This window comes from Nocardioides pymetrozini (assembly GCF_046058985.1).
In the GTDB taxonomy this organism is placed as follows: Bacteria; Actinomycetota; Actinomycetes; order Propionibacteriales; family Nocardioidaceae; genus Nocardioides.
Genome location: NZ_CP175556.1, coordinates 3,501,714 through 3,523,131 on the forward strand (window position 1 = coordinate 3,501,714; position 21,418 = coordinate 3,523,131).

A 21,418-nucleotide genomic window follows, 5' to 3' on the forward strand; every position below is an offset into this window, starting at 1 on the left:
GTGGATCTGATGGCCGCTCACTCCGCTGGGGAGACACGATTCAGTAGTCAAGATGTGGCGCGCACCCGAACCAACCTGTTCGAGGCAACCGGAACATCTTGGCAGAGTTCCCGGGGCGCACCAAATTGCGGACGCCGTTTGCGCCGCGGCACCGGGTGCAAGGATGAGCCGCATGAGTGACGGCCCCGCGCAGCAGTTCCCGCCCCCGGGCGCGCCGCCGCCCGTGGACCCGGTCCCCGCCGCGGCGGGCACGGTGCCGATGCCCCCGCCGGGGAGCCCCCCGCCCCCCGCACCCGCCGGCTGGGCGACCTACCCGACCGTCCCCGGTCCGCGGCCGGCCCCGGGGCTGCTGCTGGGCGCCGCACACAAGCCGGGCGCGCTCCCCCTGCGGCCGTTGACCCTCGGCAACATCTACGACGGCGCCTTCCGGATCATCCGCTTCAACCCGAAGGCGACGGTCGGCGCGGCCGTCCTGGTCACCGCGGTGGCGATGCTGATCCCCGTCGTCGTGACCCTGGTCCTCACCTTCACCGTCGGCATCGCCGTCGACGCCTCCGGTGAGGTCGACGCCGACGCCTCCCTGTCCGACGCGCTCGGCGCGCTGGCGGCGTACGGCTCGCTGCTGCTGTCCATCGTCCTGGCCCAGGTCGGCGTGGTCCTCGTGACCGGGATGGTCGCCCACGTGACCCGGGCGGCCGCGGTCGGGCGCCGGCTCGGGCTGGGCGAGGCCTGGGCCGCCACCCACGGCAAGCGGTGGCGCCTGATCGGCCTCACGCTGGTGGTGAACCTCGCCTTCCTCCTCCTGCTCGTCGCCTACGTGCTGATGTGGGTCGTGGTCGTGCAGGTGGCCGGCGGCCCCGCGCCGGTCGTCCTGTGGGGCCTGGTCACCGTGCCGGCCTTCCTCGCCCTGTGCTGCTGGCTGTGGATCCGCTTCTACTACCTGCCCGTGCCCGCGCTGATGCTCGAGCCGGTCGGCGTCTTCGGCGCCATCGGCCGCGGCTGGCGGCTGACGTCCCGCCAGTACTGGCGCACCTTCGGGATCGCGCTGCTGACCGTCGTCATCGCCCAGTTCGCGGGCGGCATGCTGTCGGTCCCGATCACCCTGGTCGGGCAGATCGGGATGCTCGCCGCGCCCGAGTACGCCGCGCTGTTCCTCGTGCTGACCCAGGCCGCCGCTCTCGTGGTGCAGAACGCCTTCGTCGCCCCCTTCCTCGCCGCCGTCACGTCGGTGCAGTACGTCGACCTCCGCATGCGCAAGGAGGCCTTCGACGTCGAGCTGATGCGTGAGGCGGGGATCGTCCCCGCATGAGTCCCTCGCTCGTGGCCCGGGCCGATCCGCCGCTCGACCCCGGGGGCGACGAGGCCCGCCGCCAGCTGCGGCGCGAGCTGGTCCGCCCCGAGTACTACCAGGACGACATCGTGGGTCGGCTGACGCGCTGGCTCGACCGCCTCGTCACCGGCACCGTCAACGCCGCCGCGAGCAGCTCGGGCCTGGGCGCGGCCGCGGCGATCCTGGTCGTGCTCCTCGTGACGGCGGCCGTGCTGTTCCTGGCCGGCCGCGCCCGGCGCACCGCCGCCGGACGGGCCGAGGCGAGCCCGGCCCTCACCGGTGAGGTGGTCACCGCCGAGGAGCTGCGCGCGCGGGCGGAGGCCGCGCTGGCGGCCGGCGACGCGGAGTCGGCCCTGGTCGACGCCTTCCGGGCCGGCGCGCTGCGCCAGATCGAGCGCGGCCGGATCGAGGACCTCCCCCAGGCGACGGCGCACGAGCTCGCCGACGCGCTCGTCGCGGTCTTCCCGGAGCACCGGCTCGCCGTGCTGGAGGGCGCCGACCTCTTCGACGGCGTCCTGTACGGCGAGCGCCCGGCCACCGCGGCGCAGGCAGCGACGCTGCTGGCGCTCGACGACGCCCTCGCAGGCCGGGCGGCCCACCGGTGAGCGCCCCGACGGCCGGCGCGCCGACCCGGCCGACGACCCGGCCGACGACCCGGCCGACAACCCCGTCGACGACCCGGTCGGGGCGCCGTTCGCGCCTGCGCCTGGCCGTGGTCGCGGCGCTCGCCCTCGCCCTGGCCGTCGGCGTGTGGACCACCCGCGGCGGAGAGCAGTACCCCGGCGCGGCGGACCCGCGCAACCCCGGCGCGGAGGGTGCCCAGGCCCTCGCCCGGGTGCTGGAGGACCAGGGCGTGGAGGTCACGGTCGCCCGGTCCGCCGACGCCTTCGACGAGGCCAGGGTCGACGCCTCCACGACGGTCGTGGTGAGCGGGACCGAGCAGCTGGCGGCGAGCACGTTGGCGCGGATGCGACGCCATGCGTCCGACGCGGCCCGGATCGTGCTGGTCGAGCCGGACTACGCGCTGCTGCAGGAGATCGATCCCGCGCTCGGCCTGCTGTCGGTCGCCGCCGAGGGCGACGACGCCGTCGCGGCGCGGTGTCCCGACGGTGTCGCGGGCGTTGCCCTCGACGGGCTCACGGTGGAGGTCGACCGGGCCCGGTCGTACCACCTCGACGAGGCCGACGAGAGCTGCTTCCCCCTCGGGGACGGCGCGCTGATGCTCACCGTGGACGACCTGGTCCTGCTCGGGGCGGGCGCCGCGCTGACCAACGACCAGGTGACCCGGGCCGACAACGCGGCGGTGGCGCTGCGGCTGCTCGGCCACGAGCCGCGGGTGGTCTGGTACGTCCCCGACGCCGCCGACGCGGTCGGCGACGACGCGGTGACCATCGGCACCCTGCTGCCCGACTGGGTCGGCCCCGGCCTGTGGGTGCTCGCCCTCAGCGGGGTCGCCCTGGTCCTGTGGCGCTTCCGGCGCCTCGGACCGCTGTCCACCGAGCCGCTGCCCGTCGTCGTGCGGGCCGTCGAGACGGCGAGCAGCCGCGGCCGCATGTACCGGCGCAGCGGCGACAGGGCTCACGCCGCGCGCGCCCTGCGCGGCGCCGCGCGGGCCGACATCGCCGGCCGGCTCCGTCTCGACCGCGGCACCCCCGCGCCCGTGGTCGCGGAGGCCGCGGCCCGGCAGCTCGGCGTGCCCGTCGAGATGGTCGCCACCCTGCTCGACGACGAGCGCACGAGCCCCGCGACCGACCAGGACCTGGTCCGGTACGCGCAGGACCTGGCCCGACTGAGGAGAGAGGTACACCGCCCATGACCCAGATGCCCCCGCCGCCGCCCCCCACGGAGGACGCCGGCGTGCGCGAGCGCCTGATCGCCGTACGCCAGGAGGTGGCCAAGGCCGTGGTCGGCCAGGACGCCGCCGTGTCGGGCCTGCTCGTCGCGCTGCTGTGCGGCGGTCACGTGCTCATGGAGGGCGTTCCCGGGACGGCGAAGACGCTCCTGGTCCGCACCTTGGCGCAGAGCCTCGACGTGCAGACCCGTCGCGTCCAGTTCACGCCGGACCTGATGCCCGGCGACATCACCGGCTCCCTGGTCATCGACGCGGCGGGCGGCGGCGAGCTCAGCTTCCGCGAGGGCCCGCTGTTCACCAACCTGCTCCTCGCCGACGAGATCAACCGGACGCCACCGAAGACGCAGTCGGCACTGCTGGAGGCGATGGAGGAGGGTCAGGTCTCCGCGGACGGGGTCACCCGCCCCCTGCCGCGGCCGTTCCTGGTCGCCGCGACCCAGAACCCCGTCGAGTTCGAGGGCACCTACCCGCTGCCGGAGGCCCAGCTGGACCGCTTCCTGCTGAAGGTGGTCCTGCCCGTGCCGCCCCGCGACGACGAGATCACCATCCTCACCCGCCACGCCGAGGGCTTCGACCCCCGCGACGTCGCCGGAGCGGGCGTGCGGCCGGTCGCGAGCGGTGCGGACCTCGAGGCCGGCCAGGCGGCGGTCCGGCGGGTGCAGGTCTCGCCCGAGGTGGCGTCGTACATCGTCGACATCGCGCGGGCCACCCGCCAGTCGCCGTCCTTGTCGCTCGGCGTCAGCCCCCGCGGCGCGACCGCGCTGCTGCGCGCCGCCCGGGCGTGGGCGTGGCTGTCGGGACGCGACTTCGTGACCCCGGACGACGTGAAGGCGCTCGCACACGCCTCGCTCGCGCACCGGCTGGGCGTGCGACCGGAGGCGGAGCTGGAGGGCGTCGACGTCGCGCAGGTCCTCGCCTCGGCGATCGCCTCCGTCCCCGTCCCTCGCTGAGACAGCTCCGCCCATGGTGATCTCCGGCCGGGTCCCGCTGCTGCTCCTCCTGGGGCTGGTGGCGGTCGTGCTGCGCCCCCAGGCGAGCACCGTGTGGCTCTGGCTGCTCGGCGTCCTGCTCCTCGTCGGCCTCGACCGGCTGCTCGCCCCCGCGCCGGCACAGGCGGCGATCAGCCGCCGCGACCCGGGCTCGGTGCGCCTCGGCGACCCCGCGACGTCGGAGCTCCTCGTCGTCGGCGGGGAGCGCACCCTCCGGCTGCACGTGCGCGACGCCTGGCAGCCCTCGGCCGGCGCGCGCGACAACCGCTTCCGGCTCCGCCTGGCCCCCGGCGACCGCCAGCGCCTCACGACCCCGCTGCTCCCGCGCCGGCGCGGCGACCTGCGCGCGGGGGGCGTCACCGTCCGGTCCTGGGGCCCGCTCGGGCTGGTCGCCCGGCAGCGGACCTTCGACGTGCCGGGAGCGGTGCGGGCGCTCCCGCCGTTCGAGTCCCGCAAGCATCTGCCCTCCCGCCTGGCCCGGCTGCGCGACCTCGACGGGCGCGCCGCCGTGCGGGTCCGCGGCCAGGGCACGGAGTTCGACTCGCTGCGCGAGTACGTCCGCGGGGATGACGTCCGCTCGATCGACTGGCGCGCCTCCGCGCGCAGCAGCCATGTCGTCGTCCGCACCTGGCAGCCCGAGCGGGACCGCCGCGTGGTGCTGGTCCTCGACACCTCGCGCACCTCGGCGGGCCGGGTCGCGCGCGCCGCCGGGGAGCCCGAGACCGACGGCATGCCGCGGCTCGACGCCGCGATGGACTCCGCCCTGCTGCTCGCGGCGCTGGCCTCGCGGGCAGGCGACCGGGTCGACTTCGTCGCCGGCGACCGGCGCGTCCGGGCCCGCCAGCGCCTGCACGGTGCCCGAGACGTCGCGGCACGCCTCCAGGAGCAGATGGCCGAGCTCGACCCGGTCCTCGTCGAGGCCGACTGGGACCTGCTCGCCGGGGCGGTGCAGGGCTTCGGCCGCCAGCGCTCGCTCGTCGTCCTGCTCACCGCGCTGGAGCCCTCGGCCATCGCCGACGGACTGCTGCCCGTGCTGCCCGTGCTCACGCGGCACCACCGGGTGGTCGTCGCCTCCGTGCGGGACCCCGAGCTGAGCCGGATGGCTGCACTCGGCGCCGCCGGAGAGACGACGCCGACGCCGAGCGTCGACGACGTGTACGCCGCCGCCGCGGCCGCGCACGAGCTGCACCGCCGGGAGCGGGTGCGGGACATGCTGGTCCGGCTCGGCGTCGACGTCGTGGATGCCGACGCCGGTGACCTCCCTCCCGCCCTCGCCGACCACTATCTCGCCCTGAAGGCGCAGGGTCTCCTCTAGGGCGCGTCCGTACGGCCCGACCCGTGACCGGGGCGGCGCATGTGCCTGGTGGCGCGCCGGCTCGACAGCGACCGCCTGCCGACGCGAACGACGGCGGCCTCTAGTCTGCGCGGATGACCTCACCTGTGCCGCGCCCCGGGCAATCCGTGCGAGGCTCGGCGAGCGGCCGACCCATCATGGCTGCGTTCGACCTGCTGGGCCGCCGCTGGACCCTCCGCATCGTCGGCGAGCTGGGCGAGGCCCCCTTGGGGTTCAACGAACTTCAGCGCCGGCTCGGGGGCGCGTCGAGCAGCGTCCTCGCCACGAGGTTGAAGGAACTGTCCACGGTGGGGCTCGCCCGAACCGACGAGACCGGCAAGTACACCCTGACCGATATTGGCACGGAGCTCCTCGTGGCTCTCGAGGCGCTGTGGACGTGGTCAGACCGGTGGGCGCAGCAGCACCACGCGGCGCCGAATGAACCGATCCCCGACGCACTGCGCATCGCACTCGCGCACCGCGAGGACGAGGACGAGGACGAGACGTAGCGGCCGAGCGACACGGCTGCGCCCTTGACGGGCGCCCGGAGGGTAGGTAGGAATGTCCACCTCCAGTACTTCTGAAATAGAAGTACGCGACGCGGGGAGACATCGTGCGCCCGTTCCCCTGGACTCCGGTCGCTGCCGGCGACAGGATCCTCCGGCCCCCTGCCCGCACTCCCGCAGGGCTGCTGATGACCTCCCTGCTCCCGAGGGTCAACCGGGGCCCGGCGCTCTCGGCGCGGCCGTTCGACGCGCCGGAGCAGCTGGTGCCCCATACCGCCGGCCGCGGGTACGCCTGGTCCCACAACGGCGTGATGATTCCGAATCTGCCAGCCCCGATCCGTTTCCTGTCGATGACCACGGGCGTCGGCGCGAGCGGGGCGCCGATCTCGGACATCCTCCACCGCCCCCACCACGTCGGCGGCCCGCGGAACCGCGCCGCCGTCAACGTGTCGAGCGCTGCGACCGCCCCTGGCTTCTGGCGCGACTACCGCATCGACACCGAGTGCACCCTCGCGCGGGACGGGTCACTGCTGACCTTCGGGGAGGACGTCGCACTGCGCGGCCGCTATCCCGACTACCACCTGACCACATCGACACCCGGCCTCGACGTCGACGTGGAGCTCCGGTGCAGCGACGTCGTGACGTGGTTCGTCCACACCCCCGTCTATCGTCACCTGAGCCTCCTGACCCACTACGACGGCACGGTCACCCACGACGGCGTCGTGCACCGGGTGAGCGGCGAGTGCGCGTTCGAGCACGCCCGCGCCATGGGGCCTTACACCGTCACCGCCCGCGAGCTGCGACATCCGTGGCTCCGCATGGCCCTGGACTTCTTCACCTACCACGTCATCGACCTCAACGACGGCCGCCAGCTTCTCCTCGCGCGGGTCGACGCAGAGGGCCGCATCGCCATGAGCGCAGCCTTCCTCCGATCGCCGGGCGGAACATCGCGAGCCCTGGTGGACGGCGTCGACTTCGCCGTCGAGGAGTACCTCCCCGACATGGCCGTCACCCCCGACGGGGCGCCGATGCGGCTTCCCGCCCGGTTCAGCTGGCGCACCACCAGCAGCTCGCCCGTCGACATCCACATCGAGGGAGCAGTGGACACTCCCTTCAGCTGGGGCCTCGGCAACGGGTATGTCGGTGGCTTCTCGTTCACCGGCTCGGCGGACGGCTCTGCCGTCGCGGGCGATACGGGATATGTCGAGTACATCGACCGACGCGGCTGGCGGCGACATGCCCCTTCGCAAGGCGGACGTTCCAGCGGCTCCTGACCTCGACCCAGGGCAGGAGAACGGGAACCGTCGCGACGCGCGCCCCGTCGGACCCGCATGAACACGACATCCCGAGGCATCGCCGCGCTCGCCACCCTCCTGGTGCTGACCGGCTGTGGAGCCGGTCATGCCGAGAGGACCGCGAAGCCGGCCACCGCCGACCGCGCCGCGCTGAGCGAGCAGGCGCCTGCCCCGCCGGACGCCGGCCGGCTCGGTGACCAGCCCGCCGACGAGTCCGCTGCGCGGGCCGCCGACGGCGCGGCCGAGCAGGGGCTCGACTCGACCGTCGCGCCGCAGCCTGCGGTCATCTCGACGGGCACCGTCTCACTGGAGGCCGAGGACGTCGGCAAGGCGCGGCTCGGGGTCCGCAAGGTCGTCGACGAGCACCGGGGCACGGTGAGCCAACAGGAGACGACGACCGGCGAGAAGGGCCGGCTGAGCACGGCCCGCCTCGTGCTGCGGGTGCCGAGCGACCGGTTCGACGACGTCATCGCCGCGCTGGAGGACCTCGCGACCCCGACCGGCACCACCACCAACGGCGAGGACGTCACCGCCGAGGTCGTGGACGTCGACGCGCGGATCCGGGCCCAGCGCAAGAGCGTCGAGCGGGTCGAGGCGCTCCTGGCCCGCGCCGAGAGCATCGAGCAGATCGTCGCGGTCGAGTCCCAGCTCGCCCGCCGGCAGGGCGACCTCGACGCACTCGAGTCGCGTCAGCGCTGGCTCGCCGACCAGACCAGCCTGTCGACGGTCACCGTCTACATCGAGCAGCCCGCGGACCCGGACCGGCCCGACGACGAGCCGTCGGGCTTCCTGGGCGGGCTCGAGCGCGGCTGGGACTCGTTCGTCGACGGTCTCGGTGGCGTCCTCGTCGCCGTCGGCTTCCTGGTCCCGTGGCTGGCGCTGGTGGCCCTCGTCGCCGGCGCGGTGCGGCTCGTGCTGCGCCGCCGTGCGCGGGGTCCGGCCCGTACTGCGTGAGCCGGGTCCGGAGCCCCCGCGCCGCGTGTTACTGTTTGTCTACAGACTTACTCAACTTTGGTGCGGCGGGCAAGGACTCGGGCCACGGCGTCACCGATGGATGTGAAAGGCCGCACCCATGCGCATCGAACAGCTCGAGTACCTCACCGCCGTCACCCAGCACGGCTCGCTGCGCCGCGCCAGCGAGAAGCTCCACCTCTCCCAGCCCGCGCTCAGCGAGGCGCTCACCAAGCTGGAGCGCGAGCTGCGGGTGACCCTGCTCGACCGCCGCCGCTCCGGTGCCCAGATCAGCCGCGAGGGGCGCGACCTGCTGCCGTACATGTCCGACGTCCTCGCCGCGGTGGACCGCCTGCGCACCGCCGCGGGCGACCACCGCACCGACACCCGGGTGATCCGCGTCGGCACGGTGCATGCCGCCACCTCGACGCTGCTGGTCCCGGCGGTGCGCTCCTTCCACGAGCGCCACCCCGGTACGACGGTCGAGGTGCTCACGCTCCAGCAGTCTCGGATCGACGAGGCACTGGCCGACGGGAGCCTCGACCTCGGCCTGGTCAACGTGCTGGACGGCGACGACGTGCCGGTCGGCCTGGACGGCGCCGACCTGCTGCACGGTCGACCGGTCGCCGTGCTCCCGGGGGGCCACCCGCTCACCGCGCGCCCGCGGGTCACGGTCGAGGAGCTGCGTCGGGAGCGGTTCGTGATGATGCGCGCCGGGCACGTGATGCACCGCTACGTCCACCGCACCTTCAGCCCGGAGGTCCCGCCCGCCGCGCACAGCACCGACGGTGCCGAGATGGGCAAGGCGCTGGTCGCGGAGGGCGCCGGGGTCACCGTGCTGCCCGACTACGCCGTGCTCGACGACCCGCTGCACCGCTCGGGCCGGATCGAGGTGCGCCCGATCACCGGCGACCACACCGTCCTCACCCTCCAGCTGCGACAGCGCACCTCCCTGCAGCAGCCGCTGACCGTCCGCGAGCTGCAGGCCGCGCTCACCGCGCGGGCGGCCGAGCACCGGGCGGCGGGCGCCGCAGCCTCCTGAGCATGCCGGTCGGCCATGATGGTCGGGTGACCATCACTCCGAGCACCGCCCGGCTGGCCGTCCTCATCGACGCCGACAACACCTCGCCCAAGCACGTCAGCGCGCTGCTCGAGGAGCTGGCGAGCTACGGCGTGGCCACCGTGAAGCGTGCCTACGGCGACTGGACCACGCCCCAGCTCGGCGGCTGGAAGGGCGAGCTCAACAGGCACGCGATCGTCCCGGTCCAGCAGTTCGCCTACACGACGGGGAAGAACGCGACCGACTCGGCGCTGATCATCGACGCGATGGACCTGCTCTACTCCGGCAACCTCGAGGCGTTCGCCCTGGTGTCCAGCGACAGCGACTTCACCCGGCTCGCGACCCGGCTGCGCGAGTCCGGCAAGACCGTCTACGGCCTGGGCCTGCGCAAGACGCCGCAGTCGCTGGTCGCCGCGTGCGACACCTTCATCTACCTCGAGGTCCTCGGCAAGGTCCAGGACCAGGACGACGACACCGCGGCCGCCGACGGGGCCGACGGGGCCGAGCCCGCCACTCCCCTGCCCAACCTGCAGAGTCTGCTCAGCCGGGCGGTGAACGCCACGTCCGACGACGACGGGTGGGCGCACCTCAGCGCGATCGGCAGCTACCTTCGCTCCGCCGACTCCTCCTTCGACCCGCGGCTCTACGGCGCTGCGAAGCTGGCCACGCTGGTGGAGTCCCAGGGCTACCTGACGACGACCGGCTCCGGCGCTGGAGGTGGCCTCCTGGTGGGCCTCAAGGGTCAGGTAAAGCAGGCCCAGCCGACGGCGTCGGCCACGACCTCCGCCCAGAAGACCGCCGCCAAGAAGACCGCCGCCAAGAAGACGGCCGCCAAGAAGACGGCGGGCCGGAAGTCCGCTCAGCCCAAGGGATAGGACTGCACGAACTCCGTCAGCCGGGCGAGCTGGTCGGGGTCGGTGCTGGGGATGACGCCGTGGCCGAGGTTGAACACGTGACCCCGCGCGCCACGGCCGGCCTCGATGACCGCCGCGGCCCGCTCGGTCATCACCTCGGTGGGCGCGAACACCAGGGTCGGGTCGAGGTTGCCCTGCACGGACCGGTCCCCCACGAGCGGGATCGCCCGCTCCAGCGGCGTGCGCCAGTCGACGCCGACCACGTCGGCGCCGGCCTCGGCCATGAGGTCGAGCAGGTTCGACGTACCGACCCCGAAGTGGATGCGCGGCACGCCCAGCTCGCCGACGCGCGCGAGCACCCGGGCGGAGTGCGGCTGCACGTAGCGCACGTAGTCCTCCGGGGTGAGCGCGCCGGCCCAGGAGTCGAAGAGCTGGACCGCCGACGCGCCCGCGGCGACCTGGGTCTCGAGGAACACGGCGGCGATGTCCGCGATCTTGCGCATCAGCGCGTCCCACACGTCGGGGGCGCCGAACATGAGGGCCTTGGTCTTCGCGTGCTCCTTGGAGGGCCCGCCCTCGACGAGGTACGACGCGACGGTGAACGGCGCGCCGGCGAAGCCGATCAGCGGCGTGCCGCCGTTGATCGAGCCGAGCTCGCCGACCAGTGCCTCGACCGCCTGGGTGATGTACGGGACGTGCTCGGGGGTCAGGTCGGCGATCGCCTCGACGTCGGCGAGGGTGCGCACGGGGTGGGCGACCACCGGGCCCACGCCGGGGACGATGTCGAGGTCGACGCCGACCGCCTTGAGCGGCAGCACGATGTCGGAGAAGAAGATGGCGGCGTCGACGCCGTAGCGGCGCACGGGCTGGAGCGTGATCTCGGTGATCAGCCCGGGGTCCTGGCAGGAGTCCAGCATGGCCACGCCCTCGCGCACCGCGAGGTACTCCGGCAGCGACCGCCCGGCCTGGCGCATGAACCACACCGGCGTGTGCGGCACCGGCTCTCCACGCGCGGCCTTGAGGAAGGCGCTGTCGGCGAGGGGGCTGGCGTGGAGTGCGGCGGTCACGGGGCCAGGGTCTCAGGTTGACGGCGTGGGACGCACATCGATCCGGCCCGGTGGTCCTAGGGTGGCCCCATGGTCGCCCGCCAGGAGATGAACCACGGGTCCGGCGCGGCCGGCACACCCCCCGCGTTCACCGCTGCCGTCGCGGGCCTGCGCGCGGCCTCGTTCCGGCCCGAGGTGTTCTGCGAGGAGATGCCAGCGCCACAGCGCATCGCGCCGTACGCCGCGGCGCTCTCCGCCGACGTCACGGTGGACGACGAGGAGGTCGCCACCGGCCGCCTGGTCCTGCTGCACGACCCCGCCGGCAACGACGCCTGGGAGGGCACCTTCCGCTGCGTGGCGTACTGCCGCGCCGACATCGACAACGACCTGGCGACCGACCCGATGCTCACCGACGTGGGATGGACCTGGCTCACCGACGCGCTGGAGGCCCACGGCGCCGAGCACGTCGCGGTGTCCGGCACGGTGACCAAGGTGGTGACCGAGAGCTACGGCTCGATGGCCGAGGAGCCGGGCAGCGCGCAGCTGGAGATCCGGGCGTCCTGGACGCCGGTCGACCCCGCCGACATCGCCACCCACGCCGAGGCGTGGGGCGAGCTGATGTGCACCGCGGGCGGCCTGGAGCCGGTGCCGGACGGGATCGCGGTCATGCCGTCGCGGCGCGGCCAGCGGGGTGGCGCCGACTGATGGCGGACCACGCCACCGAGGAGCCCGACGAGCAGCAGCCGGTCGAGCTGCTGACCCTGTCCGGCGGCCTCCCACCGGTCATCGAGACCCCGGATGCCCTCGCGGAGTACTGCGCGGCACTCGCCGCCGGGAGCGGCCCGGTCGCCATCGACGCCGAGCGTGCCTCGGGCTACCGGTACTCCAACCGCGCCTATCTCATCCAGGTCAAGCGCGAGGGCGCCGGCATCGGCCTCATCGACCCGATCGCGTTCGACGACCTGGTCCCGCTCCAGGAGGCGATCGGCGACGCGGAGTGGATCCTGCACGCCGCCACCCAGGACCTCCCCTGTCTCGCCGAGGTGGGCCTGCGACCGGTCGCGCTCTTCGACACCGAGCTGGCCGGGCGGCTGCTGAACTACCCCCGCGTCGGCCTGGCCACGCTGGTGGAGACCCTGCTCGGCCGACACCTGCGCAAGGAGCACTCCGCGGTCGACTGGTCGACCCGGCCGCTGCCGGAGCCGTGGCTCGAGTACGCCGCGCTCGACGTCGAGGTGCTCGTGGAGCTGCGCGACCTGCTGGCCGCGCAGCTCGAGGAGGCCGGGAAGGCCGACTGGGCGCGCCAGGAGTTCGACCACCTGCGGGGCTTCGAGCCGACGGTCCGGGTGGACGCATGGCGGCGCACCTCGGGCCTGCACAAGGTCCGCGGTCGTCGTACCCTCGGCGCGGTGCGGGCGCTGTGGGAGGCCCGGGACCGGATCGCGCGCGAGCGCGACGTCACCCCCGGCCGGCTGATCCCCGACAGCGCGATCGTCGCGGCGGCCACCGCCATGCCGACCACGCGCGGCGCCCTGCTCGGCACGCCGGGGTTCCACGGCCGTGGCGCGGCCCGACACTCCCGCGAGTGGCTGGCCGCGCTGCAGGAGGCCGCGCAGCTGCCCGAGAGCGAGCTGCCCACCCGGGTGAGCCACGGTGACGGTCCCCCGGCCCCGCGCGCCTGGGCCGACAAGGACCCCGTCGCCGCCCGTCGCCTCGAGCTCGCCCGTGCCGCCGTCTCGCAGCTGGCCACGGAGCACGACATTCCCCTGGAGAACCTGCTCACGCCCGACACGCTGCGCCGGGTCATGTGGTCGCCGCCGGCCACCCGCGACGCGGTGGGCGTGCTTGAGGCGGTCATCGACCAGCTCCGCGCGCTCGGCGCCCGCAGCTGGCAGATCGGGCTGACCGCGTCGGCGCTGAGCCGCGCCATCCTCGACGCCGAGGAGACCGCTGCCCCGGGGCCGCGACGCAAGCGTCAGCCGCGGTCGTCCGACGGCTCGCCCGAGGGCGTTCCGGACGGCTCGCCCGACGGCGTCTCGGACGGCGCCTCCGACGGCTCGTAGTCCGGGTCGAGGAGGCTGCGCGACTTCTCGTCGATCGCTCGCAGGGACTCCTGCAGGTCCGCGATGTCGGGCGTGGTCAGCAGGGTCTCGATGTCGGGATCGACCAGTGCGCGCAGCTCACGGCCCTGGGCCATCAGGGGCGGCAGCACGATCGTGCGCATCACCGCGTTGAAGACCGTCGAGTGCTCCGGCGCCTGGTCGCTCTGGAGGAAGTCCTCGGAGAAGGCGACCGTCAGCTTCGCGGGCTGGACGTAGCCGGTCTCCGCGACCCGGGCCAGCGCCTCGTCGCTCACGAGATAGCTCAGCACGTTCGCCGAGGCCTCCGTGCGGGCCGGGCGGTTGGGCGCCAGGCACAGGCCGTTCAGCTCGGCGATCGTGTGCGCCGAGCCGAGCGAGGGCATCGGCATCACGTCGAACGCGAGGCCCTCGGTCGCGCGCAGCTCGGGGGTCATGCCGCGGAAGCCGGCGATCATCCCCAGCTTCCCGCGCTGGAACCACTCCAGCGCGGAGCGCCGCTCCAGCTGTCGGGTGCTAAGGGTGAGCCGCGGGTCGCGCAGCAGCTCGAGGGTCTGGCGCAGCGCGTCGGTCGAGCCGTCCTCGCCGAGCGCCAGGCTGGTCGGCTCACCCTCGTCGTCGAAGAGCTGCCCGCCGCCGGAGTAGATGAACGGCGCCAGGCCGCGCAGCGTCGGCTCGATGTGGATGCCGCGGGTGTTGCGGCGCGGGCGGCTCGCGAACTCGGCGGCCGCGCGGAACTGCGCGAAGTTCCAGCCCGAGTGGCTCTCGTTCGGCACCGGCAGGCCCTCGGCCTCCATCGCGGCGAAGTCGACCAGCTCGGTGTTGTAGTAGATGACCATCGGCGAGGCGGCGTACGGCATGCACTGCAGGTCGTCGTGCACCGAGAACGCCGAGACGGCGTCGCGGGCGAAGTCGTCCCCGATCGGGATCTCCCGCTCGTTGACCAGGTCGAGCAGCGGCACGTTGCGCTTCTCGGCCACGGTCTCGGCCAGCTCGCCCCGTGGCAGGAGGTAGAGGTCCGGGGTCGCTCGGCCGGCCCGGATCGCGTCGAGCATCGCGTCGGCGTCGGGCCAGGACACGACGGACACGTTGGTGTCCTTGCTGCTGGCGTTGTAGTCGTCGACGACCGTCTGGTACGCCGCGATCTCGGGCTCGGAGCCCCAGACGGCGAGCTCGAGCTCGGTCACCGCTGCGGTCGGCGGCGTCGGCGGGTGCGGGTCGGGCTTCTGCTCCGTGCCGTTCGCGAGCGCGATCATGCCGATGAGCACCGCCAACGCGACCCCGACGACCACCGCACCTGTCCGCCACGTGAACCGACCCACGGCGGCCACCCTACCGGCCGGTCACAGCGCCCGTTCTACGCTGGTCGGATGTCCGAGCACCGGCGTCACCATCGCCCCGCGCCGCGGGAGAGCGCGTTCTTCGACGAGCACGCCGAGGGCGCCGATCCCGCTCTGCTCACCGAGGCGGCCGAGCGGGCCGCGGTGCTGCTGGTCCGTGGGGCCCGGGCGAGCGAGGACGCCGGCGTCTCGGACCGACTCGTCCACCTCGCCGACACGGAGGGCATCGAGGCGATCGCCGCGCTCTGGTCGCATGCCGCCGCCGACTCGCTCGCGGGCTGCCTCTGGCGCCTCTACCTGCTCCGCTCGGGCGTGTACGCCGATCCCGCCGGCATCGCTCGCCAGTTCGAGGCCGGCCGCGCCCGCGCGGAGTTCGCCCGCGTGGTCGCCGGGGTGGCCGAGCCGCCCGGGCCCGACGAGCTGCGCACGATGGTCGACGAGGTCCTGCGGGGCATCGCCCATGGCGACTTCGCCGACGTCCTGCTCCGGGCGGCCGCCTTCGCCCGCGTCGTCGCGGCCGGCCGGGCGGCCCTGCACGAGGTCGCTGACGCCGACGTGCGCCGCATGCTCGTGCTGGCCGAGCAGCTCGAGGCGGCGGGGCACCTGGAGCTCTCCCGCGGTTTGGCGTGACCGTGACCGCCCGGGCACTAGACTGAGCATGCGAGCACGCCGGGTCGCGGCAGCCCCGGGTCCCACATCTAGCCGCTACGAGCGGCCCTGCGCCGTGAGGCGCTCCCGGCCCGGTGTGCTCGCTCCGCAGAGCCTCCTCCGCGCCGGCCGCGCGCTCTTCCTGCGGCCGCGTGCTCACATCTGAGAACGATTCGGTCCGACGGACCCACCTTCCTTGGCGGGTGCCGCGGCCCTGTCTAACGTGCGACGCGGGAAGTCGCCGCGCGGGGGCGCGGCGCTGGGGGGAAGTTGCACATGAACACTCATGTTCACGCTCACGACGTCCACGACGACGATCTGGTCCGCCGCACGAGGGAGGGCGACCTCGACGCCTACGCCGCTCTCTACGAGAGACACGCCGCAGCGGCGCTTTCCCGTGCCCGACGGCTGGGGGCCGGCGCTCACTCGGAGGATCTCGTTGCTGAGGCATTCACCCGGGTGCTCGACGCACTGCGGCGTGGCCTCGGGCCGAGCCACTCGTTCCGTGGCTATCTCCTGACGTCGATCCGGATGCTGTGGCTCAACTCCCTCCGCGACACCCAGCGGATCGACGGTGGGGACGCATGCGACGCCGGCCTCGCGACACGTGGGTCGGTCGACGACGACGCCGCGCAGCGCTTCGAGAGGCAGGCCGTCAGGGCGGCGTTCCACAGCCTGCCGGAGCGCTGGCGGGTCGTCCTGTGGTGCACGCAGGTCCACGGCCTCTCCCATGCCGAGACTGCCGGGCGGCTCGGGATCGCCCCGAACGCCGTGGCCGCATTGAGCTTCCGGGCGCGTGAGGGGCTGCGCCAGGCCTTTCTCGAGGAGCACGTGCGCCAGAGCCCTGAGCCACGATGCCGAGCCATGCGGCAGCTGCTGTCGTTGGATGCCCGCGGGGCACTCCCGCCCCGGCGCCGGCGCTCGTTCGAGGCGCACGTGGAGCGATGCCCTGCCTGCCGGGCGGCCAGGGTCGAGCTGGCGGAGGTCAACCGCCATATCCTCCCACGTCGGCCGCGGCCGAGCAGGTCGCTCTCGGCAGCCTGACGGGCGTCGTCGGGGCTCACTCCGCCGCGGGCTCGTTCGCCAACCTGCGCATCCGCACCATCAGCGCGGCTGAGGGCGTGACCCGACCCGAGCAGTAGGTGGACATCCGCGAGGGCGAGGTCCCGACGCGGCGCGCGAACTCCGCCTGGGTCAGGCCACTACGGCTGACCAGATGGAGGATCTCCGCCGCGACGGCCTGACGGTCTCGCTCGTCGACATGGAGGCGAAGGGTTCCGACGAAGTTGCGGATCGTCGTCCCGAACTCGGGCATGCCCGCGGCCTCCGCGAGCGCCAGGAGATGCTGGGCGTAGGGAGACCAGGGGTCGTTCGCATAGCGCAGGACCTGTGCTCGCCACTGCGGCAGGCGCTCGTGGAGGAAGTGGTCGACGAAGTCCTGGGGCGTCTGGATGTCGGGTCCTGGGGAGACCAGGTGAGCTCCAGCCAGCATGAACAGCATGGCTGTGCGGGTGCACAGTGCGGCGAGAGTCGCCGACTCGGCCTCGTCATCGACCTCCCCCAGGACCGGGCCGTAGAACGGCGGAGCCAGTGCGTGGACGAAGGCGCTCCCCAGCGACAGCTCCCCGTCGGTCTCGATCGTCACGGACAGGGTCTGCTGGAGCATCGCCAGCCGGTGGGCTCCCAGCTCCGCCGAGAGCCGGTGCAACTCCCGGTAGTCGTCCACCCGCTGCTGAGCCGCCAGGCTCAGCATGTTCGCGACGACGTGCACAGCCGCCCGCCCATGGCGTCCTTCCGCCCAGCCCGGCGCGGCGGCGGTGAAGAGGCGCCACTGCTGCTGGAACGCGCCGACACTGATCACGCGCCTCACCTCCGGCGCGATGACATCGTCGAACATCCGCGCGCTCCTCCTTCGCTCCACGTGGGCTCATGCCCCGCCCGGCCACTCTTCGCACTGCCCATGGTGCTCTCGCCCCTCGGGCAATCCCACCCCATCTCCCCTGGTGCTCGCACCGCCGCGACCGTGACAGCCAGGACGAGGCGAGCTCGCCGGTCAGACCCGGCGGTGCGGGACTCTGCCTGCGCTCGCGCAGGGGGAGGCACACCGGACAGAAGGCAGCCCGCAGGGGCCGGGCCGGACCGGACCGCCTGAGCGCGACCGAAGCGGGGTCTGCCGAACTGCGTCGACGGGACGCTCAGGTATCGCTCCATCAGCTCTCGGAGTGAAGGACGACGGACGGCCCCGATGATGACACCGCTGCAAGGCCGTCCAGTCCCGCACGGGGCGCTGCCTCACAGCGCGTCGAGCGCCTTGCGGATCCGGACGTCGGAGATGGGGCCGTCGGTGCCGAGCTGTTGTGCCCACAGGGAGACCCGGTACTCCTCCAGCATCCACCGGACGGCGCGCAGCCCGTCGCCGGGCGGACGGCCCTCGGGCAGGGCCGCGACGCGCGCCAGGTACGCGTCCTGCAGGGGTTGGAGGACGTCCATCCGCTGGCGGTCCTTCGCCAGGGCGGCGCGACCGCCGGTCTCGAGGGCGGCGCGGCGCTCGCGCATCGCGGCCAGCCAGGTGCGGTAGCGGCGCAGGCGGACAGCCCCGGCCTCCCCGACGAAGCCGTCGTGGACGAGCCGGGCGAGCTGGCCCTGGAGGTCGCTGAGGGCGGGCAGCAGCGGCAGCTCGGCGCGGCCGCTGAGCAGGCGCTCGACCTCGCGCCACGCCGACAGGACCCGGAGCAGCTCGGCCAGCACCTCCCGCACCCCTGCGGCGGCGCGCGGGCGCAGCGCGGCGAGCAGGTCGTCGAAGTCGGCCCGGGTGCGCACGGGATCCCGCCCGTCGACGGCGTCCACCACGACGGCGCGCAGGCAGTCCTCGAGGACCGCGGCCACCCCGGAGTACGGCGTGCCGGCGAGACCGAGCTTCTCGGCGTTGCCCAGCCCCTCGACGACGCCCGCGAGCGGAGCGGAGCCGAGCGCCAGCAGCACGAGGCGTACGACGCCGAGCCGGTGCCGGGCGTCCCGCTCGTCGGCCGAGCCGAAGACCTGCAGGCCGACGGTGCCGCCCTCGTCGACCAGCCCGGGATAGGCCTCGACCTCGTGACCGGCGCGTGTCCAGGTGGCGGTGGCGGGGATGGCGTCGAACACCCAGTCGGTCTCGCCCGTGCGGGCCACCCCCGAGTCCGACGCGACCTCGGCCATCGCCCTCTCGAACTGCGGCTGCAGCGGCTCCTTGAGCCGCGCGAGGGACTTCCCGCTGCCCTGGACCGCGCCGCTCTCGTCGACCACGCGGTAGGTCGGCTTGAGGTGCTCCGGCAGCGCGGCCAGGTCCCACGCCTCGCGCGGGACGTGGACGCCCGTGGTGGAGCGCAGGTAGCGCTCGAGCGCGGTGAGGAGCGGCTCCTCCCCCGGCGGGACGGCGGCGAGGAACTCGCGCGCGGTGTTCGGCGCGGGCACGAAGCTGACCCGCAGCTGCTTGGGCAGGCTGCGGATCAGCTCGGTCACCAGCTCCGCCCGCAGGCCGGGGACGATCCAGGAGAAGTCGTCGTCGTCGACCCGGTTGAGGGTGGCGACGGGGATGTCGATCGTCAGCCCGTCGTCGCGGGCGCCCGGCTCGAAGTGGTAGCTGATGGGGAAGGTCAGCCCGCCGGTGACCGACCACTCCTGGGGATAGTCCTCCTCGCGCACCTCCTCCACGGTGTCGTGGGTGAGCATCGCGGGGTCGAAGGTGAGCAGGTCGGGGTTCGCGCGACGGGCGTCGCGCCACCAGCGGTCGAAGTGGGCGCCGCTGACGATGCCCTCGGGCACCCGCGCGTCGTAGAAGTCGAACAGCGTGTGCTCGTCGACCACGAGGTCGCGCCGGCGGGCCCGGTGCTCGAGCTCCTCGGCCTCGGCGAGCAGCCGGCGGTTGTGCTGGAAGAAGCGGTGCCGGGTGTCCCATTCCCCGTAGACGAGCGCGTGACGGATGAAGATCTCGCGCGACAGCTCGGGATCGACCTTGCCGTAGGAGACGGCACGGTCCGTGGCCAGCGGTACGCCGTACAGGGTGACCCGCTCACGGGCCATGACGGCCTGGCGCTTGCGCGACCAGCTCGGCTCGGAGTACGTGCGCTTCACCAGGTGCGCGCCCAGCCGCTCGGCCCAGCGCGGGTCGATCGCGGCGTTCTGGCGGGCCCAGAGCCGCCCAGTCTCGACGAGCTCGCCGGCCATCACGAACGGCGGGTTGCGCCGGGCCAGCCCCGAGCCGGGGAAGATCGCGAACCGGGTGCCGCGGGCGCCGAGGTACTCGCGTGGCCCCGGGCGCCGCCCCGCCTGCCGGGAGCCGGGCTTGGCCTTCTCCCGCTCCTCGAGCACCCCGATATGGGACAGGAGCCCCGAGAGCAGGGCCTGGTGGATGCCGTCTGCGTCCGGGGTCTCCGTGGGCGCCTCGATGCGCACGCCCATCTCCTTGGTGACCTGGCGCAGCTGGGAGACGAACTCCTGCCACTCGCGCACCCGCAGGTAGTTGAGGTGCTCCCGCTTGCACATCCGGCGGAAGGCGCTGCTGGACAGCTCCCGCTGCTGCTGGCGCAGGTGGCTCATCAGCCGCAGCCAGGAGAGGAAGTCCGAGCCCTCCACCTTGAACCGGGCGTGGAGCTGGTCGGCCTGGGCCCGCTCGGCGGGGCGGTCCGCGCCCGGCCGCTCCCGCGGGTCCTGCAGCGAGAGCGCCGCCACGATGACGAGGACGTCGCGAACGCAGCCCAGTCGCTCGGCCTCCAGCAGCATCCGGCCGAGGCGGGGGTCGATCGGGAGCCGGGCGAGGCGCCGGCCGACCTTGGTCAGCTCCCCGCGCGCCGAGACGGCCCCCAGCTCCTCGAGGAGCTGCGTGCCGGCCTGGATGTTGCGTCGGTCGGGCGGCTCCACGAACGGGAAGCGCTCGATGTCGCCCAGACCGAGCGAGGTCATCTGCAAGATGACCGACGCCAGGTTGGTGCGCAGGATCTCCGGGTCGGTGAACTCCGGGCGCGCGTCGAAGTCCTCCTCGGAGTACAGCCGGATCGCGATGCCCGCGGCGACGCGGCCGCATCGGCCGGAGCGCTGGTTGGCGGAGGCCTGGCTGATCGGCTCGATCGGCAGACGCTGGACCTTGGTGCGGGCGGAGTACCGCGAGATCCGCGCGACGCCCGTGTCGACGACGTACCGGATGCCGGGGACGGTCAGCGAGGTCTCCGCGACGTTGGTGGCCAGCACCACCCGCCGCCGCGCGCTGCTCGCCGGCGCGAAGACCCGGTGCTGCTCGGCCGCGGACAGCCGGGAGAAGAGGGGCAGTACGTCGACGCCGCGAACGCCCTCCGTCAGGGGCGCCAGCGCCTCGGCGGTGTCGCGGATCTCCCGCTCGCCGGGCAGGAACACCAGGATGTCGCCGGGGCCTTCGGCGGAGAGCTCCTTGACGGCGTCCACGATCGCCTCGGTCGGGTCGCGGGTGACCAGCTCGGCGTCGGCGTCCTCGTCGGGCTGCTCCATCAGCGGGCGGTAGCGCACCTCGACCGGGTAGGTGCGGCCCGAGACCTCCACGATCGGGGCGGGGGTCCCGTCGGGCGCCGCGAAGTGCTCCGCGAAGCGCTCCGGGTCGATGGTCGCCGAGGTGATGACCAGCTTGAGGTCGGGCCGCCTCGGGAGCAGCTGGCGCAGGTAGCCCAGCAGGAAGTCGATGTTGAGGCTGCGCTCGTGCGCCTCGTCGATGATGATCGTGTCGTAGCGGCGCAGCATCCGGTCCCGCTGGAGCTCGGCGAGCAGGATGCCGTCGGTCATCAGCTTGACCCGGCTCTGCTTGGAGGTCCGGTCGGTGAAGCGCACCTGGTAGCCGACCAGGTCGCCGAGCTCGGTGCCGAGCTCCTCGGCGATCCGCTCCGCGACCGATCGGGCCGCGATCCTGCGCGGCTGGGTGTGGCCGATCATCTGCGGCCGGCCGTCCGCGCCGGGGGTGCCGCGCCCGAGCTCGAGGCAGATCTTCGGCAGCTGGGTGGTCTTGCCCGAGCCGGTCTCGCCGGCGACGATCACGACCTGGTGGTCGCGGATCGCGGCGGCGATGTCGTCGCGTCGGGCGCTGACCGGCAGGTCGGGCGGGTAGGTGATGTCCACAGCCCGACCATTGTCCCGCGTC

Annotated in this window: 18 protein-coding genes; 14 read left to right on the forward strand and 4 right to left on the reverse strand. The window is 73.7% G+C overall.

What is annotated here, in order from left to right:
• Window positions 1-172: 172 nt before the first annotated feature.
• The 10 genes from ACJ5H2_RS17165 to ACJ5H2_RS17210 all read left to right on the forward strand — a co-directional run bounded on the left by ACJ5H2_RS17165 (window position 173) and on the right by ACJ5H2_RS17210 (window position 10,191).
• Complete coding sequence (locus ACJ5H2_RS17165) at window positions 173-1,309, forward strand: hypothetical protein (RefSeq protein ID WP_408896647.1); 1,137 nt, start codon at window positions 173-175, stop codon at window positions 1,307-1,309.
• Window positions 1,306-1,935 carry a DUF4129 domain-containing protein gene (locus tag ACJ5H2_RS17170; RefSeq protein WP_408896648.1) on the forward strand — a complete coding sequence of 210 codons (630 nt, stop codon included), beginning with the start codon at window positions 1,306-1,308 and terminating at the stop codon, window positions 1,933-1,935. Before ACJ5H2_RS17165 ends, ACJ5H2_RS17170 begins: the two co-directional genes overlap by 4 nt.
• On the forward strand, window positions 1,932-3,146 hold the full coding sequence (locus ACJ5H2_RS17175) for a DUF4350 domain-containing protein (protein WP_408896649.1): 1,215 nt from the start codon (window positions 1,932-1,934) through the stop codon (window positions 3,144-3,146). The genes ACJ5H2_RS17170 and ACJ5H2_RS17175 overlap by 4 nt, the downstream gene beginning before the upstream one ends.
• Window positions 3,143-4,132, forward strand: a complete 990-nt coding sequence (locus tag ACJ5H2_RS17180) for an AAA family ATPase (RefSeq protein ID WP_408896651.1) — start codon at window positions 3,143-3,145, stop codon at window positions 4,130-4,132. The genes ACJ5H2_RS17175 and ACJ5H2_RS17180 overlap by 4 nt, the downstream gene beginning before the upstream one ends.
• A gap of 13 nt (window positions 4,133-4,145) precedes the next feature.
• Window positions 4,146-5,486 carry a DUF58 domain-containing protein gene (locus tag ACJ5H2_RS17185; RefSeq protein WP_408896652.1) on the forward strand — a complete coding sequence of 447 codons (1,341 nt, stop codon included), beginning with the start codon at window positions 4,146-4,148 and terminating at the stop codon, window positions 5,484-5,486.
• Window positions 5,487-5,662: 176 nt separating this feature from the next.
• A complete protein-coding gene (locus ACJ5H2_RS17190; RefSeq protein WP_408896653.1) occupies window positions 5,663-6,013 on the forward strand; it encodes a winged helix-turn-helix transcriptional regulator in 351 nt (116 codons plus the stop codon).
• Between the two features lie 185 nt (window positions 6,014-6,198).
• Window positions 6,199-7,284, forward strand: a complete 1,086-nt coding sequence (locus tag ACJ5H2_RS17195; RefSeq protein WP_408896654.1) for a DUF6670 family protein — start codon at window positions 6,199-6,201, stop codon at window positions 7,282-7,284.
• A 57-nt stretch (window positions 7,285-7,341) separates the two neighbouring features.
• Window positions 7,342-8,259 carry a DUF4349 domain-containing protein gene (locus ACJ5H2_RS17200; RefSeq protein WP_408896655.1) on the forward strand — a complete coding sequence of 306 codons (918 nt, stop codon included), beginning with the start codon at window positions 7,342-7,344 and terminating at the stop codon, window positions 8,257-8,259.
• A 118-nt stretch (window positions 8,260-8,377) separates the two neighbouring features.
• Window positions 8,378-9,298: a LysR family transcriptional regulator gene (locus ACJ5H2_RS17205; protein WP_408896656.1), complete on the forward strand. Its 921-nt coding sequence runs from the start codon at window positions 8,378-8,380 to the stop codon at window positions 9,296-9,298.
• Window positions 9,299-9,324: 26 nt separating this feature from the next.
• A complete protein-coding gene (locus tag ACJ5H2_RS17210; RefSeq protein ID WP_408896657.1) occupies window positions 9,325-10,191 on the forward strand; it encodes an NYN domain-containing protein in 867 nt (288 codons plus the stop codon).
• On the opposite strand, the gene hemE is transcribed toward ACJ5H2_RS17210, so the two are convergent.
• Complete coding sequence (gene hemE / locus ACJ5H2_RS17215) at window positions 10,176-11,237, reverse strand: uroporphyrinogen decarboxylase (RefSeq protein ID WP_408896658.1); 1,062 nt, start codon at window positions 11,235-11,237, stop codon at window positions 10,176-10,178. The genes ACJ5H2_RS17210 and hemE overlap by 16 nt on opposite strands.
• 69 nt (window positions 11,238-11,306) lie before the next feature.
• On the opposite strand from hemE, the gene ACJ5H2_RS17220 reads away from it, so the two are divergent.
• Together ACJ5H2_RS17220 and ACJ5H2_RS17225 are read left to right on the forward strand one after the other, a co-directional pair.
• Window positions 11,307-11,921, forward strand: a complete 615-nt coding sequence (locus ACJ5H2_RS17220) for a DUF3000 domain-containing protein (RefSeq protein WP_408896659.1) — start codon at window positions 11,307-11,309, stop codon at window positions 11,919-11,921.
• Entirely contained in the window at window positions 11,921-13,279 is a 1,359-nt protein-coding gene (locus tag ACJ5H2_RS17225; RefSeq protein ID WP_408896660.1) for a ribonuclease D, read from the forward strand. The genes ACJ5H2_RS17220 and ACJ5H2_RS17225 overlap by 1 nt, the downstream gene beginning before the upstream one ends.
• Here the strand turns inward: ACJ5H2_RS17225 and ACJ5H2_RS17230 are convergent.
• A complete protein-coding gene (locus tag ACJ5H2_RS17230; protein WP_408896661.1) occupies window positions 13,192-14,616 on the reverse strand; it encodes an ABC transporter substrate-binding protein in 1,425 nt (474 codons plus the stop codon). The genes ACJ5H2_RS17225 and ACJ5H2_RS17230 overlap by 88 nt on opposite strands.
• Before the next feature lie 48 nt (window positions 14,617-14,664).
• Between ACJ5H2_RS17230 and ACJ5H2_RS17235 the strand changes: the two genes are divergently transcribed.
• Together ACJ5H2_RS17235 and ACJ5H2_RS17240 are read left to right on the forward strand one after the other, a co-directional pair.
• Window positions 14,665-15,264 (forward strand): hypothetical protein, encoded by a 600-nt coding sequence (locus ACJ5H2_RS17235; protein WP_408896662.1) that lies wholly within the window; start codon window positions 14,665-14,667, stop codon window positions 15,262-15,264.
• Window positions 15,265-15,558: 294 nt separating this feature from the next.
• Window positions 15,559-16,326 carry a sigma-70 family RNA polymerase sigma factor gene (locus tag ACJ5H2_RS17240; RefSeq protein WP_408896663.1) on the forward strand — a complete coding sequence of 256 codons (768 nt, stop codon included), beginning with the start codon at window positions 15,559-15,561 and terminating at the stop codon, window positions 16,324-16,326.
• Between the two features lie 16 nt (window positions 16,327-16,342).
• Here the strand turns inward: ACJ5H2_RS17240 and ACJ5H2_RS17245 are convergent, their stop codons facing one another.
• Window positions 16,343-17,179, reverse strand: a complete 837-nt coding sequence (locus ACJ5H2_RS17245) for a helix-turn-helix domain-containing protein (RefSeq protein ID WP_408896664.1) — start codon at window positions 17,177-17,179, stop codon at window positions 16,343-16,345.
• Between the two features lie 395 nt (window positions 17,180-17,574).
• The gene (gene hrpA / locus ACJ5H2_RS17250) at window positions 17,575-21,396 is read right to left on the reverse strand and encodes an ATP-dependent RNA helicase HrpA (protein ID WP_408896665.1); all 3,822 of its coding nucleotides are present in this window, start codon (window positions 21,394-21,396) and stop codon (window positions 17,575-17,577) included.
• Window positions 21,397-21,418: the final 22 nt, after the last annotated feature.